The organism is Agrobacterium albertimagni AOL15 (genome assembly GCF_000300855.1).
Classification (GTDB): domain Bacteria; phylum Pseudomonadota; class Alphaproteobacteria; order Rhizobiales; family Rhizobiaceae; genus Allorhizobium; species Allorhizobium albertimagni.
Genome location: NZ_ALJF01000002.1, coordinates 94,797 through 118,507 on the forward strand (window position 1 = coordinate 94,797; position 23,711 = coordinate 118,507).

At 61.1% G+C, this 23,711-nt stretch carries 23 protein-coding genes; 15 read left to right on the plus strand and 8 right to left on the minus strand.

Annotation, left to right across the window (positions count from 1 at the left end):
• Window positions 1–22 precede the first annotated feature (22 nt).
• Together QWE_RS01250 and QWE_RS01255 are read right to left on the minus strand one after the other, a co-directional pair.
• Window positions 23–844 carry a lytic murein transglycosylase gene (locus tag QWE_RS01250; RefSeq protein ID WP_006724240.1) on the minus strand — a complete coding sequence of 274 codons (822 nt, stop codon included), beginning with the start codon at window positions 842–844 and terminating at the stop codon, window positions 23–25.
• Window positions 845–1,024: 180 nt separating this feature from the next.
• Window positions 1,025–2,056 carry an aspartate-semialdehyde dehydrogenase gene (locus QWE_RS01255; RefSeq protein WP_006724241.1) on the minus strand — a complete coding sequence of 344 codons (1,032 nt, stop codon included), beginning with the start codon at window positions 2,054–2,056 and terminating at the stop codon, window positions 1,025–1,027.
• 410 nt (window positions 2,057–2,466) lie between these two features.
• Here QWE_RS01255 and QWE_RS01260 point away from each other — a divergent pair, with 410 nt between their 5' ends.
• Window positions 2,467–3,018, plus strand: coding sequence for a GNAT family N-acetyltransferase (locus QWE_RS01260; RefSeq protein WP_006724242.1), 552 nt, complete (start codon window positions 2,467–2,469; stop codon window positions 3,016–3,018).
• A 3-nt stretch (window positions 3,019–3,021) separates the two neighbouring features.
• Here the strand turns inward: QWE_RS01260 and QWE_RS01265 are convergent, their stop codons facing one another.
• Window positions 3,022–3,420, minus strand: coding sequence for a DUF2794 domain-containing protein (locus QWE_RS01265; protein WP_006724243.1), 399 nt, complete (start codon window positions 3,418–3,420; stop codon window positions 3,022–3,024).
• A gap of 94 nt (window positions 3,421–3,514) precedes the next feature.
• Window positions 3,515–4,471: a LysR family transcriptional regulator gene (locus tag QWE_RS01270; RefSeq protein WP_167539680.1), complete on the minus strand. Its 957-nt coding sequence runs from the start codon at window positions 4,469–4,471 to the stop codon at window positions 3,515–3,517.
• A gap of 153 nt (window positions 4,472–4,624) precedes the next feature.
• On the opposite strand from QWE_RS01270, the gene chvE reads away from it, so the two are divergent.
• From chvE to QWE_RS01315, 9 genes are all read left to right on the plus strand, one after another.
• Window positions 4,625–5,695, plus strand: coding sequence for a multiple monosaccharide ABC transporter substrate-binding protein (gene chvE / locus QWE_RS01275; RefSeq protein WP_006724245.1), 1,071 nt, complete (start codon window positions 4,625–4,627; stop codon window positions 5,693–5,695).
• A 121-nt stretch (window positions 5,696–5,816) separates the two neighbouring features.
• On the plus strand, window positions 5,817–7,352 hold the full coding sequence (gene mmsA, locus QWE_RS01280) for a multiple monosaccharide ABC transporter ATP-binding protein (RefSeq protein ID WP_006724246.1): 1,536 nt from the start codon (window positions 5,817–5,819) through the stop codon (window positions 7,350–7,352).
• A complete protein-coding gene (mmsB, locus tag QWE_RS01285; protein ID WP_006724247.1) occupies window positions 7,352–8,563 on the plus strand; it encodes a multiple monosaccharide ABC transporter permease in 1,212 nt (403 codons plus the stop codon). The genes mmsA and mmsB overlap by 1 nt, the downstream gene beginning before the upstream one ends.
• Window positions 8,564–8,573: 10 nt before the next feature.
• Complete coding sequence (gene araD1, locus QWE_RS01290; RefSeq protein ID WP_006724248.1) at window positions 8,574–9,539, plus strand: AraD1 family protein; 966 nt, start codon at window positions 8,574–8,576, stop codon at window positions 9,537–9,539.
• A gap of 49 nt (window positions 9,540–9,588) precedes the next feature.
• The gene (gene araD, locus QWE_RS01295; protein ID WP_006724249.1) at window positions 9,589–11,334 is read left to right on the plus strand and encodes an L-arabinonate dehydratase; all 1,746 of its coding nucleotides are present in this window, start codon (window positions 9,589–9,591) and stop codon (window positions 11,332–11,334) included.
• A gap of 11 nt (window positions 11,335–11,345) precedes the next feature.
• Window positions 11,346–12,275, plus strand: a complete 930-nt coding sequence (locus QWE_RS01300; RefSeq protein ID WP_006724250.1) for a Gfo/Idh/MocA family protein — start codon at window positions 11,346–11,348, stop codon at window positions 12,273–12,275.
• 21 nt (window positions 12,276–12,296) lie between these two features.
• Complete coding sequence (locus tag QWE_RS01305) at window positions 12,297–13,811, plus strand: aldehyde dehydrogenase (NADP(+)) (protein WP_006724251.1); 1,515 nt, start codon at window positions 12,297–12,299, stop codon at window positions 13,809–13,811.
• A 9-nt stretch (window positions 13,812–13,820) separates the two neighbouring features.
• The gene (locus QWE_RS01310; protein ID WP_006724252.1) at window positions 13,821–14,753 is read left to right on the plus strand and encodes a 2-dehydro-3-deoxygalactonokinase; all 933 of its coding nucleotides are present in this window, start codon (window positions 13,821–13,823) and stop codon (window positions 14,751–14,753) included.
• 3 nt (window positions 14,754–14,756) lie between these two features.
• Window positions 14,757–15,389 carry a 2-dehydro-3-deoxy-6-phosphogalactonate aldolase gene (locus QWE_RS01315; protein ID WP_006724253.1) on the plus strand — a complete coding sequence of 211 codons (633 nt, stop codon included), beginning with the start codon at window positions 14,757–14,759 and terminating at the stop codon, window positions 15,387–15,389.
• Between the two features lie 271 nt (window positions 15,390–15,660).
• Here QWE_RS01315 and QWE_RS01320 read toward each other — a convergent pair whose 3' ends face one another.
• On the minus strand, window positions 15,661–16,449 hold the full coding sequence (locus QWE_RS01320; RefSeq protein WP_006724254.1) for a DUF1223 domain-containing protein: 789 nt from the start codon (window positions 16,447–16,449) through the stop codon (window positions 15,661–15,663).
• 162 nt (window positions 16,450–16,611) lie between these two features.
• Complete coding sequence (acnA, locus tag QWE_RS01325; protein WP_006724255.1) at window positions 16,612–19,305, minus strand: aconitate hydratase AcnA; 2,694 nt, start codon at window positions 19,303–19,305, stop codon at window positions 16,612–16,614.
• Window positions 19,306–19,578: 273 nt separating this feature from the next.
• On the opposite strand from acnA, the gene ccmA reads away from it, so the two are divergent.
• From ccmA to QWE_RS01350, 5 genes are read left to right on the plus strand one after another with little or no spacing between them, the layout of a single operon-like run.
• Entirely contained in the window at window positions 19,579–20,226 is a 648-nt protein-coding gene (gene ccmA, locus QWE_RS01330) for a heme ABC exporter ATP-binding protein CcmA (RefSeq protein WP_040299346.1), read from the plus strand.
• Entirely contained in the window at window positions 20,223–20,882 is a 660-nt protein-coding gene (gene ccmB, locus QWE_RS01335; RefSeq protein ID WP_006724257.1) for a heme exporter protein CcmB, read from the plus strand. The genes ccmA and ccmB overlap by 4 nt, the downstream gene beginning before the upstream one ends.
• A 59-nt stretch (window positions 20,883–20,941) precedes the next feature.
• Window positions 20,942–21,709, plus strand: coding sequence for a heme ABC transporter permease (locus QWE_RS01340; protein WP_006724258.1), 768 nt, complete (start codon window positions 20,942–20,944; stop codon window positions 21,707–21,709).
• The gene (gene ccmD, locus QWE_RS01345) at window positions 21,706–21,879 is read left to right on the plus strand and encodes a heme exporter protein CcmD (protein WP_006724259.1); all 174 of its coding nucleotides are present in this window, start codon (window positions 21,706–21,708) and stop codon (window positions 21,877–21,879) included. The genes QWE_RS01340 and ccmD overlap by 4 nt, the downstream gene beginning before the upstream one ends.
• The gene (locus QWE_RS01350; RefSeq protein WP_006724260.1) at window positions 21,876–22,466 is read left to right on the plus strand and encodes a DsbE family thiol:disulfide interchange protein; all 591 of its coding nucleotides are present in this window, start codon (window positions 21,876–21,878) and stop codon (window positions 22,464–22,466) included. Before ccmD ends, QWE_RS01350 begins: the two co-directional genes overlap by 4 nt.
• Window positions 22,467–22,476: 10 nt before the next feature.
• Here QWE_RS01350 and QWE_RS01355 read toward each other — a convergent pair whose 3' ends face one another.
• Both QWE_RS01355 and QWE_RS01360 read right to left on the minus strand, forming a co-directional pair.
• Window positions 22,477–23,067, minus strand: a complete 591-nt coding sequence (locus tag QWE_RS01355; RefSeq protein WP_006724261.1) for a DUF2585 domain-containing protein — start codon at window positions 23,065–23,067, stop codon at window positions 22,477–22,479.
• Window positions 23,064–23,705, minus strand: a complete 642-nt coding sequence (locus tag QWE_RS01360; RefSeq protein WP_006724262.1) for a septation protein A — start codon at window positions 23,703–23,705, stop codon at window positions 23,064–23,066. The genes QWE_RS01355 and QWE_RS01360 overlap by 4 nt, the downstream gene beginning before the upstream one ends.
• Between the last annotated feature and the right edge of the window lie 6 nt (window positions 23,706–23,711).

Consider the following 23,711-nt stretch of genomic DNA (forward strand, 5'->3'; position numbering starts at 1 on the left):
GTGGCCGCCGTTTGCTTGTCGATTATTCGGCGTCGATCCGCGCGCCGATATAGGCAATTGCCTGCTGGTAGACGCCCGCGGCATTCCAGCCCTGGATGGCGGCGTAGTTCGGCTCACCCTGCTGATAGCCGGCTCCTGGCTGCCAGCCATGGCCGCGCAAAAAGTTTGCGGTCGATGCAAGAGCGTCGGCGCGCGAACGGACCATGTCGATATGGCCATCGCCGTCACCGTCGACGCCGTAGCGAATGACGTTGCGCGGGAGAAACTGTGTCTGGCCGATTTCGCCGTGGGCTGCGCCCTTGGCGTTCACGTCGAGGTTGCCGGCCTGAACGAGTTCCAGCGCGGCGTAGAACTGGTCGGTGAAGAAGGCGCTGCGGCGGCAATCGAAGGCGAGCGTGGCGACGGCCGAGAGGGTGTGCTCCTTGCCGAGGAATGAGCCGAAACCGGTCTCCATGCCCCAGATGGCGATCAGCGGACCGGCCGGGACGCCATACCGCTGTTCAAGGCGCGCGAAGAGAGCGGCGTTGTTCTTCTTCATCGTCTTGCCGCGGTTGATGATGGTCTGCCCGCCGCGCTTCTGCATGAACTGGTCGAAGGACAGCTTGAAGCTCTTCTGACCGCGGTCGGCACTGATCGTGCTGCGGCTATAGCTGACCGTAGAGAAAACCCTGTCGAGCATGCGTGGGCTGAAGCCCTGGGCGGCGGCCTGCTGCTTGAAGGCGGAGCTCCATTCTTCAAAGCCAGCGGAGGTGTTGCTGCAAGCAGCGGCGGCGGCCTGTTGCGTGCCGGCGAACAGCGCGACGACGGAAACGAGAGCTGCCGACAAAGTGGATGTCAGTCGCATTGAAGCCTCATAACGGACTGTGGAAGGGGGCGATTCGGCCGCACCATGCCAGTGAAAGATGACTCTGTCATCTGTCGTAAGCTAATGTAGGGCCGCGAAGGTCTCAAATCGGATCACTTTCAGCTGAAAGCGTCCTGCGAGGCTTCCCGCTTTCATTCGGGAAGCCTCTGCTTTGATAAATCAAGCGGCCGCGCGGGGCTTGATCAAGCCGCGATTGACGAGCAGCTCGGCAATCTGGATGGCGTTGAGGGCTGCACCCTTGCGCAGGTTGTCGGAGACGACCCACATGTTGAGACCGTTCTCCACCGTCGCATCCTCGCGGATACGCGAGATGTAGGTGGCGTCTTCGCCGGCGCATTCAACGGGGGTGATGTAGCCGCCGTTTTCATGCTTGTCGATGACAAGGCAACCCGGGGCATCGCGCAGGATGTCGCGCGCCTGGTCTGCGGTGATCTCGTTCTCGAACTCTATGTTGACGGATTCCGAATGGCCAATGAAGACCGGTACGCGCACGGCCGTGCAGGTCACCTTGATCTTCGGGTCGAGCATCTTCTTCGTCTCGGCCAGAACCTTCCACTCTTCCTTCGTATAGCCGTCTTCCATGAAGCTATCGATGTGCGGAATGACGTTGAAGGCGATACGCTTGGTGAACTTCTTCGACTCTACCGGATCGGCGACGAAAACGGCGCGGGTCTGCGTGAACAGTTCGTCCATGCCTTCCTTGCCGGCGCCGGAAACCGACTGGTAGGTCGAGACCACGACGCGCTTAATCTTGGCCACGTCATGAAGCGGCTTCAGGGCCACGACGAGCTGGGCGGTCGAGCAGTTCGGATTGGCGATGATGTTGCGCTTCTTGAAATCGACAATGGCGTCCGGATTGACTTCCGGAACGATCAGCGGAACCTCGGAGTCGTAGCGCCAGGCCGAGGAGTTGTCGATGACAACGCAGCCCTGCGCGCCGATCTTCGGCGACCACTTCTGCGAAATCGTGCCACCGGCCGACATCAGGCAAATGTCCGTATCGGAGAAATCGTAGTTCTCGAGGTTGGAAACCTTCAGGACCTTGTCACCGAAGGAGACTTCCGTGCCCTGTGAACGCGCCGATGCGAGTGCCACGACTTCCGATGCCGGAAAACCGCGTTCGGAGAGGATGTTCAGCATTTCGCGCCCGACATTGCCGGTTGCGCCTACGACTGCAATCTTGAAACCCATGTCTATGCTCTCTTTCTGTCTCTCCGCGGATGGTGAGGGGGAAGTTCGCGAAAAGACGCAACCTTCCTTGTCCCCGGCCGTGCCGGGGAGAGAGCGGTGGCCGAAGACGTCAGACGGTTTTCGTCGTCGTTTTGGCCTTGGTCGTGGATGCAAGAGAAAGGCATGCGCCACCGGCAGCAGACTGCTGCAGGAGGTGGAAGACCGCAAAGGGTTGCCCGAAAGCGTGCATGGACCGAATTCCTCTTCGCGGCGAGGAATTACAAGGTTTTCAGCACGAGTCAAGCCGACTGACCGCCAGCTCAGGCGAAAAGCGAAGGCCATCTCGGTGACGGCGATGTCACCATGACACGCCGGCGCTTGTCTCGCCTCTCCGCGCGTGGATAAAGAAGGAGATTGACCGGAGTAATTGCATGAATCTCGAAATTCGCGATCTGACCCCTGATGACCTTTCGCAGGTGACTGCGATCTACGCGGACGCTGTGGTCAATGGAACCGCGAGCTATGAGCTCGTTGCGCCGGATCTCGACGAAATGTCGGCGAGATTTGCCGCCCTCAAGGTCAAGGGCTATCCGTACCTCGCCGCCATCAACGAACAGGGATCGCTTGCCGGTTATGCCTATGCTTCGGCTTTCAGAACCCGACCCGCCTATCGTTGGCTCGTCGAAGATTCGATCTACATCGCACCCGCCGCCCGTGGCCGCGGTGTCGGCAAGGCCCTGCTGAGGGAATTGCTGATCCAGTGCGAGAAGCTGGGCTTTCGCCAGATGGTCGCCGTCATCGGCGGTGCGAGCGAGGCGTCCATGGCCGTGCACCGCAGTTGTGGCTTCGAGCCCGCCGGACGGCTGGTGGGTACCGGTTTCAAGCATGATCTGTGGCTCGACACCGTCTTCATGCAGAAAGCGCTTGGCGAGGGCAATTCGACCATGCCGGATCTGTCCAGCTATCCCGGCACGATGCCCTGATCGTCAGTCGAGGGCTTTCAGCGCCTTGTCGAAAACCTTGAGGACCTGTCGCAGATCGTGACCGCGCTTCAGGATCCGGCCATCCGTGGCCGCAACCGAAAAGGCGCCTTGCTTGGCGGCAAGCTTCGGGTTCTTTTCGATCCGGTAGAGCGGATATTCACCTGACCGTTTGAAGACGGAAAAGACCGCGCGATCCTTGAGGTGATCGATCGCATAGTCGCGCCATTCACCCTCGCCGACCATGCGGCCATAGATCCAGAGGATCGCGTCCAGTTCGCGGCGATGGAACGTGACGGGAAGAGGATCGAGGGATTGTCTGTAGATGCCGAGATCAACCACGCCGGTGGCGCTTTTCTCGGTTCCCTCGTCTTCGCGGCGCTGCCCTTCCGGCTGCTCTGTCATCAATGCTCCATGAGCTGCGATTCATGACGGCTGGGTGACAGTGTGCCTGACATGCCCGAAATTGCAAGCTTATCGGGGTCCCGCGACCATGGTCTCAGCGCCCCCTGCTGAGGAACCGACTGAGCAGCAGCTCACGCAGCCTTGCGGCGATCGGCGACAAACGTTTGCCGCTCAGGGTGATCAGATGATAGGGCGTCACTTCGATCGGCGTATCGAGTTTGAGCGTGGTCAGGTCGCCGACGGGGGTCTGTCGACAGAGTAGATCGGCGACTTCACGCGACATCGGAGCGATCGCGTTGGACGAGGCGAGCATCGCGATCATGACCAGAAGAGATGTGGTGTTGACGATGTTGCGCGGGATTGGGGCACCTTCCTCGATGAAGACATTTTCCACCGCCTGGCGCAGCGGGGTGCCGGGCGCCTGCATGACCCAGGGGAAATGGGCCATGTCCGAGATGTTGAGTCGGTCCACGTTGACCAGCGGATGACTGCGGTGCACGACGATCTCGACCTCTTCCATGGTCGCGCCGTCGACATGGAACTGCCGCGCGTCGATGCCGGACGGGATGCGCCCGAGAACGAAGTCGTATTGGCCTGACAGAAGATCGCGGATCATCTCGCCGCTCGGTGCAACGTCGACATGGATATCGACGGTGGAGGCTTCAGCCTTCAACGCGCGGATGGCAGGCACGACGTAACCGACTGCGCCGCCGGTGACGGCGCCGATCCTGACCTTTCCCGTCAAGCCGCGCTGAATGGCTTCGACCTCGCGGGCAGCTTCGCGCATTTCCTCCAGCACGTTCTGAGCCCGGCGGGCGAGTGCGCTGCCGACGGCCGTCGGCTCCATGCCTTTCGGTGTGCGGACGAAAATTGGTGACCCGACATAGCGTTCGATTTCGCCCAGCATGCGGGAAGCCGCAGGCTGCGTCAGCGCAAGTTCCTGAGCGGCCAAGCTTAATTGTCCGTGCTCGGAGATCGAGCGGATCAGGTTCAGATGCTTTGGTTGCAATCGGTGGACATGAAATTCGGCCATACAGGATATATCAACCATGGTATGCAGAAAGTCAAAATAATCATTTGATCGGTATATTGGCCACGATAAGACTCGCCACGGAGCTGGGGGCTGCCCCGTCAGCCGCTCGTTCTTGTTTCAGCGAGTGCCAGGAGGAGCTTGGCCTCGCACGGTATGACCAGGGAGGTTACCATGAAGAAACTTGGCGCCCTGATTGCGTCGCTCGCAATCGGCATCGCATCATTCGCGCCCGCGTCCTTCGCACAGGACAAGGGCATGGTCGGCATTTCAATGCCGACGAAGACGTCGACCCGCTGGATTTCCGATGGCGAGACCATGCAAAAGCTGTTCCAGGACGCTGGCTACACGCCGGACCTGCAGTTTGCTGACGACGACATTCCGAACCAGCTGGCCCAGATCGAAAACATGGTCACCAAGGGTGCCAAGGTTCTCGTGATCGGCGCCATCGACGGCACCACGCTCTCCGACATCCTGCAGAAGGCTGCTGATGCCGGCGTCAAGGTCATCGCTTATGACCGTCTGATCCGTGACTCGGGCAATGTCGACTTCTACGCCACCTTCGACAACTTCCAGGTCGGCGTTCTCCAGGCAACCAGCCTCGTTGATGGCCTCAAGGCCAAGTTCCCGGACACCAAGCCGTGGAACGTCGAACTGTTCGGCGGTTCGCCTGACGACAACAACGCCTTCTTCTTCTACGACGGCGCCATGTCGGTTCTGCAGCCGCTCATCGACAGCGGCGACATCGTGATCAAGTCCGGCCAGCAGGGCATGGACCAGGTCGGTACGCTGCGTTGGGACGGTACTGTTGCCCAGGCTCGTATGGAAAACCTGCTGTCCTCGACCTACACCGAAGACAAGCTGCACGGCGCTCTTTCGCCGTATGACGGTCTCTCCATCGGTATCCTGTCGGCTCTCAAGGGCGTAGGCTACGGTTCGGGCGACATGGCGATGCCGGTCGTCACCGGTCAGGACGCCGAGCTGCCCTCGATCAAGTCGATGCTTGCTGACGAGCAGTACTCGACCGTCTTCAAGGACACCCGCGAACTCGCCAAGGTTGCCGTCTCGATGGTCGAAGCCATCATGGAAGGCAAGGAGCCCGAGATCAACGACAACGAGACCTACAACAACGGTGTCAAGGTCGTTCCGTCCTACCTGCTGAAGCCTGTCGCTCTCGACAAGGCCAATGCCAAGGACGTTCTGGTCAATGCCGGCTACTACACGGCCGAGCAGATCGACAACTGATCCTTCGGATCGCATCCGGGTCCGCGATCCGTCGCGGACCCCTTTTCTATACGCATTGAGGGAGCTCGCGCCTCCGGCTGGATCCAGATAGGATCGCTGGCTTGGCGCAGGAATTCTGTACATGGACAACATCATTCTCGAGATGCGCGGCATCACAAAGACATTCCCCGGCGTGAAAGCGCTGGACAATGTCAGCTTCAAGGTGCGCGAGGGAGAGATCCACGCGCTGGTCGGCGAAAACGGTGCCGGCAAGTCCACGCTGATGAAGGTCCTGAGCGGCGTGTATCCGGCGGGCACCTATGACGGCGATATCTACTACGACGGCGAAGTCCGTCGCTTCGGCCGGATTTCCGACAGCGAGGAACTCGGCATCATCATTATTCACCAGGAGCTGGCGCTCGTGCCGCTCCTGTCGATCGCCGAGAACATCTTCCTCGGCAACGAGATCGCCGACAATGGCGTGATCCACTGGCCCCAGACCTTCGCGCGGACGAAAGAGCTGCTGGCGAAGGTTGGCCTGAAGGACCCGCCTTCGACGCGCATTACCGACATTGGCGTCGGCAAGCAGCAGCTGGTCGAAATCGCCAAGGCGCTGTCGAAGAAGGTCCGGCTTCTCATTCTCGACGAGCCGACAGCTTCGCTTAATGAAACGGATTCGGACGCGCTGCTGACGCTTCTGATGGAGTTCCGCAAGCAGGGGATGACCTCGATCATCATCTCCCACAAGCTCAACGAAATCCGCAAGGTCGCCGACCAGATCACCATCATTCGCGACGGCGGCACGGTCGAAACCCTCGACTGTCATACGCAGGAAATCACGGAAGACCGGATCATCAAGGGCATGGTCGGTCGTGACATGGAAGACCGCTATCCGAAGCGCGAACCGAAGATCGGCGAGATGCTTCTCGAAGTGAAGAACTGGAACGTCTTCCATCAGAACCACCGTGATCGCCAGTTCCTGCATGATGTCGCCTTCAACGTTCGGGCCGGCGAAGTCGTCGGCATCGCCGGTCTCATGGGTGCTGGCCGCACCGAGACGGCGATGAGCATTTTCGGCAAGTCCTGGGGTCACAAGATCACCGGCGATGTGTGGATGCACGGTAAACCGGTCGACGTCTCGACCATCCCGAAGGCGATCGGTGCGGGTCTTGCCTATGTGACGGAAGACCGCAAACATCTCGGTCTCGTCCTGCAGAACAATATCAAGGAAAACACCACGCTCGCCAATCTCAATGGCGTGTCCAGTGGCACAGTGATCGACGATCGCAAGGAAGCCAAGGTGGCTGCCGATTACCGGCAGAAGCTCAGGATCCGGTCGCATTCGATCTATCAGGAAGCGGTCAACCTGTCCGGCGGCAACCAGCAGAAGGTTGTGCTGTCGAAGTGGTTGTTCACTAATCCGGAGATCCTGATCCTCGACGAGCCGACCCGCGGCATCGACGTCGGCGCGAAATTCGAAATCTACACCATCATCAACCAGCTTGCCGCCGAAGGTAAGGGCATTCTGATGATCTCATCGGAAATGCCGGAACTGCTCGGCACCTGCGACCGCATCTACGTCATGAACGAAGGTCGCATCGTCGCGGAACTGTCCAAGGAAGAAGCAAGCCAAGAGTCCATCATGCGTGCCATCATGCGCTCTGGGGAGAAACACTAATGGCCATCGACACAAGAACCGAAACCCCCAAGGTCTCCGTGGGCGACTACCTGCGCAACAACATCCGCGAATACGGACTGCTGCTGGCGCTCGTCGTCATCATGCTGCTGTTCCAATTCCTGACCAATGGCGTTCTCTTCCGCCCGGTCAACATCACCAACCTGGTGCTGCAGAACTCGTTCATCGTCATCATGGCGCTCGGCATGCTGCTGATCATCGTGGCGGGGCATATCGACCTGTCGGTCGGCTCGATCGTCGCCTTCATCGGCGGTATATCGGCGATCATGCTGGTCAAATGGGGCTGGCATTTCTCGCTGGTCATTCCGCTGTGTCTGATGCTTGGCGGCATCATGGGCGCTGCCCAGGGTTACTGGGTCGCCTATCAGAAGATCCCGTCCTTCATCGTGACGCTTGCCGGCATGCTGGTTTTCCGCGGTCTCACCTATGTGGTCCTGCAGGGGCGCCCAATCGGTCCGTTCCCGAAGGAATTCACCCTGCTGTCGACCGGCTTCATCCCGGATTTCCTGCCGCTGACGGACACTGCAACGACGGGTATCGCAAACCATGTCGCCATCATCGTCGTCGTGCTGCTCGTGGCTCTGGCGATCTTCAACGGCATGAAGCATCGTCGCCTGAACGAAGAGCACGGCACTGAAAACGAACCCTTCGTCTTCTTCGCCGTGCAGATGGGCATCATCAGCGTTGTCGCGATCTTCCTCGGCTATCAGCTGGCGACCTATCGCGGCCTGCCGAACGTGCTCGTCGTCATGGGCATCCTGATTGCGCTTTACTCCTTCGTCACCACACGGACGACCATCGGTCGCCGGATCTATGCACTGGGTGGCAACGAGAAGGCGGCCAAGCTCTCGGGCATCAACACCGAGCGGCTCACTTTCTATGCGTTCGTCAACATGGGCGTGCTTGCGGCTCTCGCCGGCATGATCATCGCGGCGCGCCTCAATTCGGCAACGCCGAAGGCGGGCGTCGGCTTCGAACTCGACGTCATCGCGGCCTGCTTCATCGGCGGCGCCTCGGCATCCGGCGGCGTTGGCAAGATTACCGGTGCAGTCATTGGCGCCTTCATCATGGGTGTCATGAACAACGGCATGTCGATCATGGGTATCGGCATCGACTACCAGCAGCTCATCAAGGGCCTCGTGCTTTTGGCTGCTGTCTTCTTCGACGTTTACAACAAGAACAAAGCAGTCTGAGGATAGGCTTATGTTTCTCTCGCAATTGAAGGCTGGCGGCATCATTTGCCGCCAGGGTGAGGCTGCGCGCCTTGTCCCAGGATTTAACTCCACCTACGAACTGGCCAAGGCGGCGATTGCCGCCGGGACCACCGTTGCAGCCTTGATCGAAAAGCAGGGCCAAGGCGACACTGTAGACTTCCTCGCGCTCGCCGCCGAAGGCAAGCTCGACTGCCCGGTCCGCCATCCCGATCCGGCACATATGTACCTGACCGGTACGGGTCTGACCCATACGGGTTCGGCATCGGCGCGAGACAACATGCATGCGGATACCGCCGGCATGAGTGACTCGATGAAGATGTTCCGCATGGGGCTCGAAGGCGGCAAGCCGAAGCCCGGCGAAACGGGCGTCCAGCCCGAGTGGTTCTACAAGGGCAACGGCTTCAACGCAGTCGCACCCGGTGACGACCTCGTCTCGCCGTCTTTCGCTCTCGATGGCGGTGAAGAACCGGAAATGGCCGGCTATTACATCATCGGTGACGACGGCACTGCGCATCGCCTCGGCTTCTCCGTTGCCAACGAATTCTCCGACCATGTGACCGAGAAGATCAACTATCTCTTCCTCGCCCATTCCAAGCTGCGTCCGGCCTCCTTCGGTCCGGAGCTTCGTGTCGGCGCCCTTCCCGATCACGTCGAAGGCACCTCGCGCATCCTGCGTGGCGGCAAGACAGTGTGGGAAAAGCCCTTCCTTTCGGGCGAGGCGAACATGTCTCACACGATCGCGAACCTTGAATATCACCACTTCAAATATGCGCTGTTCTGCCAGCCCGGCGACCTTCACATCCACATGTACGGCACGGCAACACTGTCCGTGGCTGATGGATTCGTGACGCAGGAAGGCGACGTATTCGAAATCGAGTCCCCGCAATTCGGTCTTCCGCTGCGCAACCGCCTGGCAAAGGCTGCCGCAGAGACCGTCAAGGTGAAGATGCTCTGAGCGGATCGGTCAGCCGACCCGCCCATTCAACAGAGACAGGACGATAGCCATGAGCAAATTCAAACCGGCGGCCTGGCCGCGCCAACTGAGATCGCAGCACTGGTACGGGGGCACGTCCCGCGACACGATCTATCATCGTGGCTGGATGAAGAACCAGGGCCACCCGCACGACCTGTTCGACGGTCGTCCCGTCATCGGTATTCTCAACACCTGGTCCGACCTCACCCCCTGTAACGGGCATCTGCGCGAGCTGGCCGAAAAGGTGAAGGCTGGCGTTTGGGAAGCCGGCGGCTTCCCGGTCGAAGTTCCGGTATTCTCGGCGTCGGAAAACACCTTCCGCCCGACCGCCATGATGTATCGCAACCTTGCGGCACTCGCCGTCGAGGAAGCCATGCGCGGCCAGCCGATCGATGGTGCCGTTCTGCTCGTCGGCTGCGACAAAACAACCCCTTCGCTCGTCATGGGGGCCGCTTCGACTGACATTCCTTCGATCGTCGTGACTGGCGGTCCGATGCTGAACGGCTATTTCCGCGGCGAGCGTGTCGGATCCGGCACGCATCTGTGGAAGTTCTCCGAAGCCGTGAAGGCGGGTGAGATGACGCAGGAAGAATTCGTCGAGGCCGAAGCTTCGATGTCCCGCTCCAGCGGTACCTGCAATACCATGGGCACTGCTTCGACCATGGCGTCGATGGTTGAAGCTCTCGGCATGGCGCTCTCCGGAAACGCCGCGATCCCGGCCGTCGACAGCCGCCGCAAAGTGATGGCGCAGCTTTCAGGCCGTCGCATCGTGCAGATGGTCAAGGACGATCTCAAGCCCTCCGACATCATGACGAAGGAAGCCTTCGAGAACGCGATCCGCGTCAATGGTGCCATCGGCGGCTCGACGAATGCTGTCGTTCACATTCTGGCGATGGCCGGCCGCGTCGGCGTCGACATCACGCTCGACGACTGGGACCGCCTCGGCCGCGACATCCCGACGATCGTCAACCTCATGCCGTCGGGCAAGTATCTGATGGAAGAGTTCTTCTATGCGGGTGGTCTGCCTGTGGTCATCAAGATGCTCGGCGAAGCCGGAAAGCTGCACAAGGACGCTCTGACGGTTTCCGGCGAAAGCATCTGGGACGAGGTCAAGGACGTTCGCAACTGGAACGAGGACGTTATCCTGCCGGTCGACAAGGCGCTCACCCAGCAGGGCGGTATCGTCGTTCTGCGCGGCAACCTCGCGCCGAAGGGATGCGTGCTGAAGCCGTCGGCTGCCTCTCCGCACCTGATGAAGCATCGCGGCCGCGCCGTGGTCTTCGAAGACATCGACGACTACAAGGCGAAGATCAACGACGAGGCGCTCGACATCGACGAGACCTGCGTCATGGTCCTCAAGTACTGCGGTCCGCGCGGTTATCCGGGCATGGCGGAAGTGGGCAATATGGGCCTTCCGCCGAAGGTGCTGCGCAAGGGGATCACCGACATGGTCCGCATTTCCGACGCGCGCATGTCCGGCACCGCTTACGGCACAGTGCTCCTGCACACCTCGCCGGAAGCGGCGCGCGGTGGACCGCTCGCCATCGTCAAGAATGGTGACTTCATCGAAGTCGATGTCGAATCGCGTCGCGTGCATCTCGATATCTCCGACGAGGAAATGCAGCGTCGCCTCGCCGAATGGCGTCCGCCGGTCGAACCGCCGGCAAGCGGTTATGCCAAGCTCTTCCATGATCACGTCGAGGGTGCCGATACCGGTGCCGACTTCGACTTCCTGAAGGGCTGCCGCGGCTCGCCGGTCGGCAAGGACGCACACTGAGGGATCTCACCATGGCAGAACGTATCCCGCTCGCGCTCGTCGGCATCGGCAAGATCGCCCGCGACCAGCACATCCCGTCGATCGAAGGCGGCAATGATTTCGTCGTTGCCGTCGGCGTCAGCCGTCACGGAAAGGTCGAGGGTGCGGAGAACTTCACCGATTTCGACGAGTTCCTCGCAGCGCGCCCAGACATCAAGGTCGTGTCGCTTTGCACGCCGCCTGAGGTCCGCTTCGACATGGCAAAGGCTGCGATTTCAGCCGGTCGCCATGTACTGATGGAAAAGCCGCCTGCAACGACGCTTGGCGAAGCCGAGGCTCTGTCGGAGCTCGCTGCCAAGGCCGGTGTGACGCTGTTTGCCACCTGGCATTCGCGCTTTGCCCTTGGTGTCGAGCCGGCAAAGCAGTGGCTGTCGGACAAGGTCATCCAGTCGATCTCGATCGTCTGGAAGGAAGATGTGCGCCGCTGGCATCCCGGCCAGGCCTGGATCTGGGAACCGGGCGGCTTCGGCGTCTTCGATCCCGGCATCAATGCACTCTCCATTCTGACCGAGATCGTACCCGGCCATATCATGGTGCAGAACTCGGTTCTCGAGTTCCCTGAAAACAAGAAGCAGCCGATCGCCGCTTCCATCGCCATGCGGACCGTCGAAGGCGCGCCCATCTCGGCCGAATTCGACTGGCGACAGGAAGGCCCTCAGACGTGGGACATCACAGTCCAGACGAATGCCGGCGAGTTGCGCCTTTCAAAGGGCGGCTCGGAACTCTATATCGGGGGTAAGGAACAGGCGTCCGGCCCGGACCGCGAATATGCGGGAATCTACGAACGCTTTGCCCACCTCATACGCTCCCGCCAGAGCGACACCGACTATCAGCCGCTGCGTATCGTGGCGGATTCATTCCTCTGCGGGGAACGAAAAGTCGTCGCTCACTTCGAAGACTGAGAAGAAAAGGAGGCCCGATCCATGGCCTATATACCGACTGGAAAACACCTGATCGCCGGCAACTGGATTGCCAGCACGGACACCTTCGCCTCGTCGCCTGCCACGGGCTCCTCCCACACCTTCTCGAAGGGCACCCCTGCCCTGGTCGATCAGGCGGTCAAGGCCGCTGAAGAGGCCTTCGAAACCTATGCCTATTCGACGCGCGAAGAGCGCGCCGCTTTTCTTGATGCCATCGCAGAAGAAATCGATGCGCGTGGCGATGCGATCACCGAGATCGGCTCTCAGGAAACCGGCCTGCCGGAAGCCCGCCTGATCGGTGAGCGCGGTCGTACTGTCGGCCAGCTTCGCCTGTTCGCGGCCCATATCCGCAAGGGCGACTATCTCGATCGTCGTCACGACGAAGCCCTGCCCGATCGCAAGCCGCTTCCGCGTCCGGACCTTCAGATGGTCCAGCGCCCAATCGGCCCGGTTGCCGTCTTCGGCGCCTCGAATTTCCCGCTCGCCTTTTCAACGGCCGGTGGTGACACGGCAGCGGCCCTCGCAGCCGGCTGCCCCGTCGTCGTCAAGGCGCATGATGCCCATCCGGGCACGGGTGAAATCGTGGCGTCCGCCATTGACGCAGCGATCAAGCGTTGCGGCGTTCACCCGGGCGTCTTCTCCCTCGTGCATGGCGGCAGCCGCGATGTCGGCCAGGCCCTCGTCCAGCATCCGCTGATCAAGGCGGTCGGTTTCACCGGTTCGCTCGGTGGTGGCCGCGCACTCTTCGATCTCTGCGCCCAGCGCCCTGAGCCGATCCCGTTCTTCGGTGAGCTCGGCTCGGTCAACCCGATGTTCATGCTGCCGAAGGCCATTGCCAACCGTGGCGAAGCCATCGCAAAGGGCTGGGTCGGTTCGCTGACCATGGGTGCCGGGCAGTTCTGCACGAACCCTGGTATCGTTGTGCTGCTGAAGGGCGCCGATGCCGACAAGTTCGTCGAGACGGCTACCGAGGCCCTTTCGGGTGTCGGACCGCAGACCATGCTGACCGACGGCATCGCCAAGGCCTATCGCGACGGTGCCACCCGCATCGCCGGTACCGAAGGCGTGCGCTCGGTACTCACCTCGACCTGCGACCTGCGCAATGCCACACCGTACCTGTTCCAGACCACCGCCAAGGATTGGCTGGACAATCACGTGCTCGGCGAAGAGGTCTTCGGTCCGCTCGGCCTTATCGTCATCGCGGAAAGCGAAGACGAAATGGTCGCCATGGCCCGCAGCCTTTCCGGCCAGTTGACGGCATCTTTGCATGTCGACGCCGGTGACGAAGCGCTTGGCAAGCGGCTGATGCCGATCCTGGAACGCAAGGCTGGCCGTGTGCTGGCCAACGGCTTCCCGACGGGCGTCGAAGTGGCCGATTCCATGGTTCACGGCGGTCCCTACCCGGCGTCCACGAACTTCGGTGCGACTTCGGTCGGTACGCTCTCGATCCGCCGCTTCCTGCGGCCGGTCTGCTACCAGGATATCCCGGCTGCCCTTCTGCCGATCGATCTGGCTTAAGGAGCCGACGTGACTGGATCACCGTTTGCCGCGCTCGTCGATTGGGGCACCAGCAACCTGCGTATCTGGCTCGTCGACAGCCAAGGTGCGGTGATCGGTGAACGACAGTCGCCTGAGGGAATGGGCAGCCTGGAGAAGGCTGCCTATCCCGCGGTGCTGGAGGCACACCTGTCGGCGCTTGGCGCGCCTGCAGATCTACCGGTCGTCATTGCGGGCATGGCGGGCGCTCGCACCGGCTGGCGCGAAGCACCCTATGTGGAAACGCCAGCGCCTCTGGTGGGCCTCTTCCAACATGCCGTGCAGCCCGAGGGCCTCAGCCGTCCTGTCTACATCCTTCCGGGTGTCTGCCAGCGCGGAGGTGGCGCCTTTGACGTCATGCGCGGCGAGGAAACGCAATTGGCCGGCGCGCTGGAGCAGGGCCTCGATGACGCCCTGTTCTGCCTGCCCGGTACTCATTCCAAATGGGCCTTGGTCGAGGGTGGTCAGGTCAGGCGCTTCTCGACGGTCATGACCGGTGAGCTGTTCAATCTGATTAGCCGGCAATCGATCCTGCGTCTTTCCGTTCCGGAAGACGGGGATGCGGAGGCGGATCCCGACATTTTCGATGCGGCCGTTGCGCAGGCGCTCGCGCCCGGCTTCGCATTGACGTCGGTGCTGTTTTCCATCCGTGCCGAAAGCCTTCTTGCTGGCCAAGGGGCGAAGGTCAATGCGGCGGCGCGCCTTTCCGGCCTTCTCATCGGTGCCGAGATCGTCGCCATCCGCGATGACCTTCTGCGCCACGGAAAGGCCTATCTAATCGGAACGGGCAAGCTGACGCGTCTTTATGCGCGCGCCATCACCAAGGCCGGCGGTGAGCCTATCCTGCTTGATGGCGGTCTGCTGGTGCGCCGAGGCCTGCTCGCGTCGGCCCTTTCGCTTTTCGACCACGAATTCAAGGACTGAACGATGACTGCATCCGTTGCCTGGCCCGCCCTTCGCCGCAATCTCGTTGCCATCCTGCGCGGCATCAATCCGACCGAGATTGAGGCAACCGTCGATGCTCTCGTCGAAGCCGGCTTCGAAGCGATCGAAGTGCCGCTCAACTCACCTGACCCTTTCGTGTCGATCGAGAAGGCGCGCAAGCGCGCACCCTCAAACGTTCTAATCGGTGCTGGCACGGTGCTTGAGGTCGAGCAGGTTGATCGGCTTCATGACGTTGGCGGAAATCTTTTGGTAACGCCGAATGTCGAACCCGACGTCATCAGGCGTGCCGTCGCCCATGGAATGGTGGCAATGCCGGGCGTCTTCACGCCGACCGAAGCGCTTCTTGCCGCCAAGTCTGGTGCTGCAGCGCTGAAGTTCTTCCCGGCAAGCGTGCTCGGACCAGGCGGCATTTCGGCCATCAAGGCGATCCTGCCACCGAATCTGCCGATCGGCGCTGTTGGTGGTGTCTCCGATGCCAACTTCGCCGACTACTGGAAAGTCGGCGTTCGTGCGTTCGGCCTTGGCTCCAGCCTGTACAAACCGGGCGACGATGTCAAGCTGATTGGCGAGCGTGCCGTCAGAAGCGTTGCGGCCTACGACGCCCTGCAGGGCTAAGTCGAGACCACGGTAATTGCATCAGAAGCCCATCCGCCTGCCGGACGGGCTTTTTTCGTTTCAACTTTTGGCGATCGCGTGTGACCGTTGTCACGCGTCAAATCAGATAAACGTCCGACTGCCCAATTTTGAACATACCTGCGCCGCTTTTTGCGATAGTATATAACTAACTTGGTTGGCGCGGTGCGCCAAACGGTCCGGTCTGGCGCATTGACCCCTTACCCCCAGCCCCCCAATGCTTCCGGGCCGGACCACACCAAGTTCTTTTCCCTTACAGAGTCTTCGGCTTCACCATCATCATCGTCGCACCGACGATATGAGATGGGTTTCCTTTTTCATCCGCTGCCTGCAGCAGGATAGCGCAGCCGTCGCTCTTGTCGTCGCCCATGCGTCTGGCGGGAAGTGTGAGATCCAGAGGCTTCCCGTCCCACATGCCGACGGTCTGCACATCGGTCACGCTGTGCCAGTAGTCCAGGTTCTGTCCGGTATTTTCACCCTTCAGGACCTCGACGGCCTGATGCTGGCGGAAGTAGACAACGACAACATTGGCCTTGCCGCGGCCGGCACCCACGGAGATCGAAAGCTGGTCGTCATGGCGCGATGCGCGGATGGGCACGACGAGACCCTTGCCGGCAGACTGGAGCCTCTGGAGGCGGCGGTCGATATCGGTAGCATCAGTGCCCTTCAGGTGCTCCCGACCGTTGAGAACCGCCTGGGGCGTGTAGACGCCACTCCGGCCAAAGGCCTTGGCATAGGCATATTGCCGCTCGGTGTTCTCGGGCGTGGCAAGCGTATCGGCCCAACCGAGATAGTTCCAGTAATCGACGTGATAGGAGAGGGCCACAACCTCGCCCTGGCGCACCAGTTTCTCGAATGCGCGATCGGCGGGCGGGCATGAGCGACAGCCCTGCGAGGTGAAGAGCTCGACGACACCCTTTGGCTCGACAAATTCCTCGGCCGCGCCTTGTCCCGGAAACAGGAAAAGGCTTGAGACAGCCAAGGCCACCATCGCCCATGCCGTGACCCATGCCGTTGTCTTGTCAGAGTTCTTGTGCCGCATGCTATCGAGATGCCTTCACTTGAGTGCTGCACTGATAGCGCCAAGAGCGCCATGCGGGAAGTCACGATGGGGTGAAACTTTCGGCACTGACCGAGCGGGCTTCTGCAAAAAGAAAGGCCGCCGGTTTCCCGACGGCCTCTCTTGGACTTGTGCCTCAGACGATCAGGCGGCGAGATCGCGCAGAACGGTCTGCAGGATGCCGCCATTGTTCATGTAGGTGACTTCGTCGAGCGTATCGATGCGGCAGAGCAGCGGTACGTCCTTCACGGTGCCGTCGGAGTAGGTGATCTTGGCGATCTTCTTCTCGCGCGGCTTGATGTCGCCTTCCAGGCCCTCGATCGTGACGATCTCGTCGCCCTTGAGGTTGAGCGAGGCCCAGGTGGTGCCGTCCTCGAAGGTGAAGGGCACGACGCCCATGCCAACGAGGTTCGAACGGTGGATGCGCTCGAAGGACTGCGCGATCACGGCCTTGACGCCGAGCAGGTTGGTGCCCTTGGCAGCCCAGTCACGCGACGAACCGTTACCGTATTCGACACCTGCGAAGATGACGAGCGGAACGCCCTCTTCCTTGTACATCATGGCCGCATCGTAGATCGACAGCTCTTCCTTAGACGGATAGTGGACCGTGTAGCCACCTTCCTTGCCGTTCGGGCCGAGCATGTGGTTGCGGATGCGGATGTTGGCGAAGGTGCCGCGCATCATGACTTCATGGTTGCCACGGCGCGTGCCGTACTGGTTGAAGTCCGCCACAGCGACGCCGTTGTCGGTCAGGTAGGCTCCTGCCGGAGACGCTGCCTTGATCGAACCGGCCGGAGAGATGTGGTCGGTGGTGATCTTGTCGCCGAAGAGACCGAGGACGCGGGCGCCCTTGATGTCCTTCAGGCCCGAGCCGGTCTTGCCCATGCCGACGAAGTAAGGCGGGTTCTGGACATAGGTCGACTTGTCGTCCCAGGCATAGGTCTGACCGGCGGGAACCTGAACGGCCTGCCAGTTTTCGTCGCCCTTGAAGACGTCGGCATACTTCGATTCGTACAGTTCGCGCGTGACGTATTTCAGGATGAATTCCTGGATCTCGTGCGAGGTCGGCCAGATGTCCTTGAGGTAGACCGGATTGCCGTCCTGGTCTTCACCGAGCGGCTCGGTGGTCAGGTCCTTCTGGACGGTGCCAGCGAGTGCGTAGGCGACGACCAGCGGCGGCGATGCCAGGTAGTTGGCCTGGACGTCAGGCGAGATGCGGCCTTCGAAGTTGCGGTTGCCAGAGAGCACGCCCGCTGTGATCAGGCCCTTGTCGTTGATCGTCTTCGAGATCGGCGCCGGCAGCGGGCCGGAGTTGCCGATGCAGGTCGTGCAGCCGAAGCCGACGAGGTTGAAGCCGAGGGCATCCAGCGAGGTCTGAAGGCCGGACTTGGCCAGATATTCGCCAACAACCTGGGATCCCGGTGCCAGCGAGGTCTTCACCCACGGCTTCGACTTCAGGCCCTTGGCGACGGCATTGCGGGCGAGAAGGCCAGCTGCAATCAGCACGCTCGGGTTCGAGGTGTTGGTGCAGGAGGTGATGGCGGCAATCGCCACGTCGCCATGGCCGAGGTCGAAGTCCGTGCCTTCAACCGCGTAGCGATTGGTCAGCTGACCCGGCTTCTTGTAATCGCCTTCGAGAGCCGTTGCGAAGTTCGGAGCAATGGTTTCGAGCGGCAGACGGCCTTCCGGACGCTTCGGGCCGGCCATCGACGGCACGACGTCGCCGAGGTCGAGTTCCAGCGTATCGGTGAAGACGAGGTCGGCGCCATCATTGTCGCGCCACATCCCTTGAGCCTTGGAATAGGCTTCAACCAGGGCAATACGGTCCTTGGTGCGGCCCGACATGGTCAGGTAGTTGATGGTTTCGCCGTCAACCGGGAAGAAGCCGCAGGTGGCGCCGTATTCCGGACCCATATTGCCGATGGTTGCGCGGTCGGCGAGCGACATCGAATCAAGGCCGGGGCCGTAGAATTCGACGAACTTCGAGACGACGCCCTTCTTGCGCAGCATCTGCACGACGGTCAGAACGAGGTCGGTTGCGGTCACGCCTTCCTTGACCTTGCCGGTCAGCTTGAAGCCGATGACTTCAGGCAGCAGCATGGAGACCGGCTGGCCGAGCATGGCGGCTTCGGCTTCGATACCGCCAACACCCCAGCCGAGAACGCCAAGACCGTTGATCATCGTGGTGTGGCTGTCCGTGCCGACGCAGGTGTCCGGGTAAGCCGTGGTTTCGCCGTCCTCATCCTTGGTCCAGACGGTCTGGCCGAGGTATTCCAGATTGACCTGGTGACAGATGCCGGTGCCGGGTGGCACGACGCGGAAATTCTTGAACGCCTGCTGGCCCCACTTCAGGAAGCGGTAGCGCTCGCCATTGCGCTCGTATTCGAGCTCGACGTTGCGGGCAAAGGCCGTCGGCGTGCCGAATTCGTCGACGATGACAGAGTGGTCGATGACGAGATCGACGGGAACCAGCGGGTTGATCTTTTCCGGATCACCACCGAGATTAACCATGGCGTCGCGCATGGCGGCCAGGTCGACAACGGCGGGAACGCCGGTGAAGTCCTGCATCAGCACGCGGGCCGGGCGGTAGGCGATTTCCGCTTCGGCCAGGCCCTTGTTAACAAGCCATTCGGCGACGGCCTGGATGTCCTTCTTGGTGACCGAGCGGCCATCCTCATTGCGGAGAAGGTTCTCGAGAAGCACCTTCATCGAGTAAGGGAGCTTCGATACACCGGCAAGACCGTTCGCTTCGGCCTTCGGGATACTGTAGTAGACATAGTCCTTGCCATCGACCGTCAGGACCGACCGGCAATTGAAACTGTCGAGAGATTTAGCCACGGATAGAAACCCCGCATATTCTGATAGCCAACACGTTCGTGCGGACGCCTATGCACTTCATGCACATCAGGATGCGGGTACGACCATTTCCGCTGTCCGCACGTGAAAATCGCTCCTCGCGATATCCAAGTTCGGCACAAGGATGAACTTCACGCCGGCCGCTGGCGTGGTTGCAGGTCTTATAGATAATTTCTAAGAAAGGCGCCAGACCGACGAAGGACGAAATCGGAATTTTTTATGAGGCAGGCCTCATCCTGCCAGAAGGCGACCATGATCAGGCTCGAAGCCGAAAATCTCTCAGCGCGCCGTGGCGAGGATCTGATTTTCGTTAATGTTTCCTTTAAGTTGGCTCCGGGAGAAGCGATGGTTCTGACGGGCCGAAACGGCTCCGGAAAATCGACGCTTCTGCGCGTGATTGCCGGACTGCTTCGTTCGGAGACAGGCCGGGCGGTCTGTGTTTCCGACGCGGACGGAGAGGCCCGGCCCGCCGGAGAATTCAGTCATTACCTCGGCCATCGAAACGGCATGAAACGTGAGCTGACGGTCGCCGAGAACCTCGCTTTCTGGAAATCCTTCCTCGGCGATATCGGCGGAGGAGTGGGGCTCAGCGTGGAGGAGGCTGCCGCGGCCGTCGATCTTTCCGGCATCACGCATCTTCCCTACGGCTATCTTTCTGCCGGTCAGCAGCGGCGCTTTGCGATGGCGCGGCTTCTTGTCGCGCATCGCCCGGTCTGGATCCTCGACGAGCCGACGGCCGCACTCGACCGCAAGGCCGACGCGATGTTCGAAGGGCTGGTGCGTCGTCACCGGGAAGCGGGCGGCATCGCACTTGCCGCAACCCATCAGCCGCTCGGGATGGATGGAGCCCAGACGCTGGAGATGCTCGGCTTCGATGGCGTCGAACTGGAGTATTCCGCATGATGGCGCTGTTTCTCCGGGATCTGAAACTCTCCGTCCGTGCCGGCGGCGGCGCCATGATTGGGGTCCTGTTCTTCACCACGGTGGTTGCCGTCATCCCCTTCGGCGTCGGGCCGGATCTCAATCTCCTCTCGCGGATCGGACCCGCCATCGTCTGGATCGGTGCGCTGCTTTCGGCCCTGCTCGGCCTTGACCGCCTGTTCCAGGCCGAGCGCGACGACGGGTCGCTCGACATCCTGCTGATGCAGGAAACGCCGCTCGTACTGACCGTCCTGGTGAAATGCCTGGCGCATTGGGCGGCGACCGGTCTGCCGCTCGTGATCGCCTCGCCGCTGCTCGGTCTGTTCATGAACATGGATGAGGTCGCCATCGGCGCCGTCATGCTGACGCTGCTGGTCGGATCGCCGGCCATCACCTTCATCGGTGCGGCCGGGGCGGCGGTGGCCGTCGCCCTGCCCCGCGGCGGTCTGCTGGTCTCCATTCTCGTGCTGCCGCTCGCCGTCCCCGTACTGATCTTCGGGGTCAGTGCCTCCTATGCGGCGGTCGAGGATCCTGCGCCTTTCCTGCCGCCCTTCATGTTCCTGTCGGCCATCACGCTTCTCTTTGCCGTGATCGGACCCGTGGGTGCGGCCGCGGCCTTGCGCAGTTCGGGCGATTGAGACAATTCGGCTTGACCAGGATCAATTGCAGGGCCGCCTGAGACACGCTAGAACAAGACATGACCGACAGTAGCCTTGCCGTGACCAAGATCATCGATCTCGCCAATCCGACGCGATTCCTCGCTTTTGTCGCGCGGGTTCTGCCGTGGTTCGTGGGCGTGACATTGCTGCTCTTTGCGGTGGGCCTCTATCTCGGCTTCACCTCCGAAACGGACTACCAGCAGGGCGATACGGTGCGCATCATGTATGTGCATGTGCCTGCCGCCTGGCTCTCGATGATGTGTTACTCCGTGATGGCGATCTCGGCGATCGGCACCCTGGTCTGGCGTCATCCGCTGGCGGATGTCAGTCACAAGGCGGCTGCCCCGCTCGGCGCTGCCTTCACGCTGATCGCTCTCGTCACCGGCTCGCTGTGGGGCAAGCCGATGTGGGGCACCTGGTGGGTCTGGGATGCGCGCCTCACCTCGGTCTTCGTGCTGTTCCTGATGTATCTCGGCTTGATCGCGCTCAATCGTTCTATGGATGATCCGTCCAAGGCTGCGCGGGTCAGTGCGGTGCTGATCCTGGTCGGCTTCGTCAACATTCCGATCATCAAGTTCTCGGTCGATTGGTGGAACACGCTGCATCAGCCGGCCAGCGTCATGCGCCTCGATGGCCCGACCATTCACCCCGAATTTCTCTGGCCCTTGCTTGTGATGGCGCTCGCCTTCACCCTTCTCTTCTTCACGCTGCACTTCATGGCGATGCGCAACGAAATCTGGCGTCGCCGTGTTGGGGCACAGCGCCGCATGGCCGCGCGTCAGGCTGGCCGGGAACACCAGTCATGACCCACGGCTTCTATGTCATTGGATCTTATGTGCTGACAGCCGCGATCTGTCTCAGCCTGGCCGTCTGGATCTATCTTGATGGTCGGGCACGGCAGGCGGAATTGAAGGCACTGGAAGGGCAGGGCATTCGCCGCCGTTCGGCCTCTGCTGGACAGGACACGCCTGCATGACCGAGCAGACCGAAAGCGAAGCTGCCGGTTCCACGGGGCGTGGGCGTTACTTGATTGCCGCCCTGCCGCTTCTGCTGTTTGCCGGCCTGGCAGCGGTCTTCATGACGCAGCTCCAGTCCGGTCGCGACGTATCGGAGATCCCGTCGGCGCTGATTGGGACGAAGGCACCGGTCCTTGACCTCGTTGCCCTTGAGGGCTCCGAGCTCCCGGCACTGACCACCGCGGCCATTTCCGGCAAGCTGACACTGGTCAACGTGTTTGCCTCCTGGTGCGTGCCCTGCCGCCAGGAGCACCCGATGCTACTCGAGCTGTCCAAGGATCCGCGCGTCAATGTTGTCGGCATCAACTACAAGGACCGCAACGACAACGCCCTGCGGTTTCTTGGTGAACTCGGCAATCCCTACGATGCGATTGGGGTTGATCCCAATGGCAAGGCTGCCATTGATTGGGGCGTCTATGGCATTCCGGAGAGCTACCTCGTGGGTGCCGATGGCATGATCCTCTACAAGAAGGTCGGGCCCTTCGATCCGGAGAGCTTTCAGACGCAGCTGATGCCGGCGATCGAAAAGGCGCTTGCCGGCAGCTGAGCCTCCTCGATCAGAGCGCTCCCTGCCACGTCTTCACCGCCTCGATCGGCCAAACCAGCATGACGACATTGAGCGTCAGGTTATCGCGGATGACGAAAGCCGTCAGGATCTCGAATGCGATTGCGATCGCAACGGTGAGCCAGATCGGCGCGCGCGCCGCAAAAAAGAATCCGGCGATCATCGCCATCATGTCCATCCCCGAATTCAGGATGCTGTCGCCGCTATAGCCGACCGCCATTGTGGCCGTCCGGTAGCGGTCGATCACGATGGGCGAGTTTTCCAGGATTTCCCAGCCGGCTTCGATCAGGGCTGCGAGCGCGAGCTTTGCCGTGAGCGGCTTCCGGCGCAGCACGAGCCAGCCGAGGCCGTAGAAGAGGAAGCCGTGGATGATATGCGACGGCGTGTACCAATCGAAGAGATGCTGGGAATTCCCGGGCGTATTCACGCCGGCTTCGAAGAGCTTCACATAGCCGCATTCGCAGATCCAGAGCCGCCCCATCAGATATTGGGCCAGCACCTGCACCAGAACGATGATCACCGTCACCGCGAGCCAGAACCGTGCCGTCGTGTTGTCGCCTTGCCGGCTCGCTGTCGCGGTCATTCCGCTTCCTTCTCTTCCAGCGAGTGCTTCATGATCAGCGGCATCTGGGCAAGCGTGAAGAGGATGGTGATCGGCATGGTGCCCCAGACCTTGAAGTTGACCCAGACGTCATCCGAAAAATTGCGCCAGACGACCTCGTTCAACACGGCGAGGAAGAGGAAGAAGATGCCCCAGCGAAGCGTCAGTTTTCGCCAGCCTTCAGCGTCGAGCTGGAAGGCAGCGTTGAAGACGTAACCGAGAAGCGAGGTACCAAAGGCGAGGCCGCCGAGCAGAACGACGCCGAAGAGCGTGTTGACGATGGTCGGCTTCATCTTGATGAAGGTGTCGTCCTGCAGCCAGATCGACAGTCCGCCGAAGACCAGAACGACGATGCCCGAGACGAAGGGCATGACCGGCAGGTGCTTGAATACGATTTTCGAGACGATCAGCGAGAGCACGGTTGCGACCATGAAGAGGGCGGTCGCGATGAGAAGCGGGCCACCGATCGCGGTCAGTGCTGGAAAGGTCTTGGCCAGCCATTCGCCGCGCAGGTTGCCGAAGAAGAAGATCAAGAGTGGCCCTAGTTCGAGCGCCATCTTCAGCAAGGGATTCTGTTTCTCGACCTTGGAGGCGTGGGTATCGGTGGATGTGTCCGACATGATGTC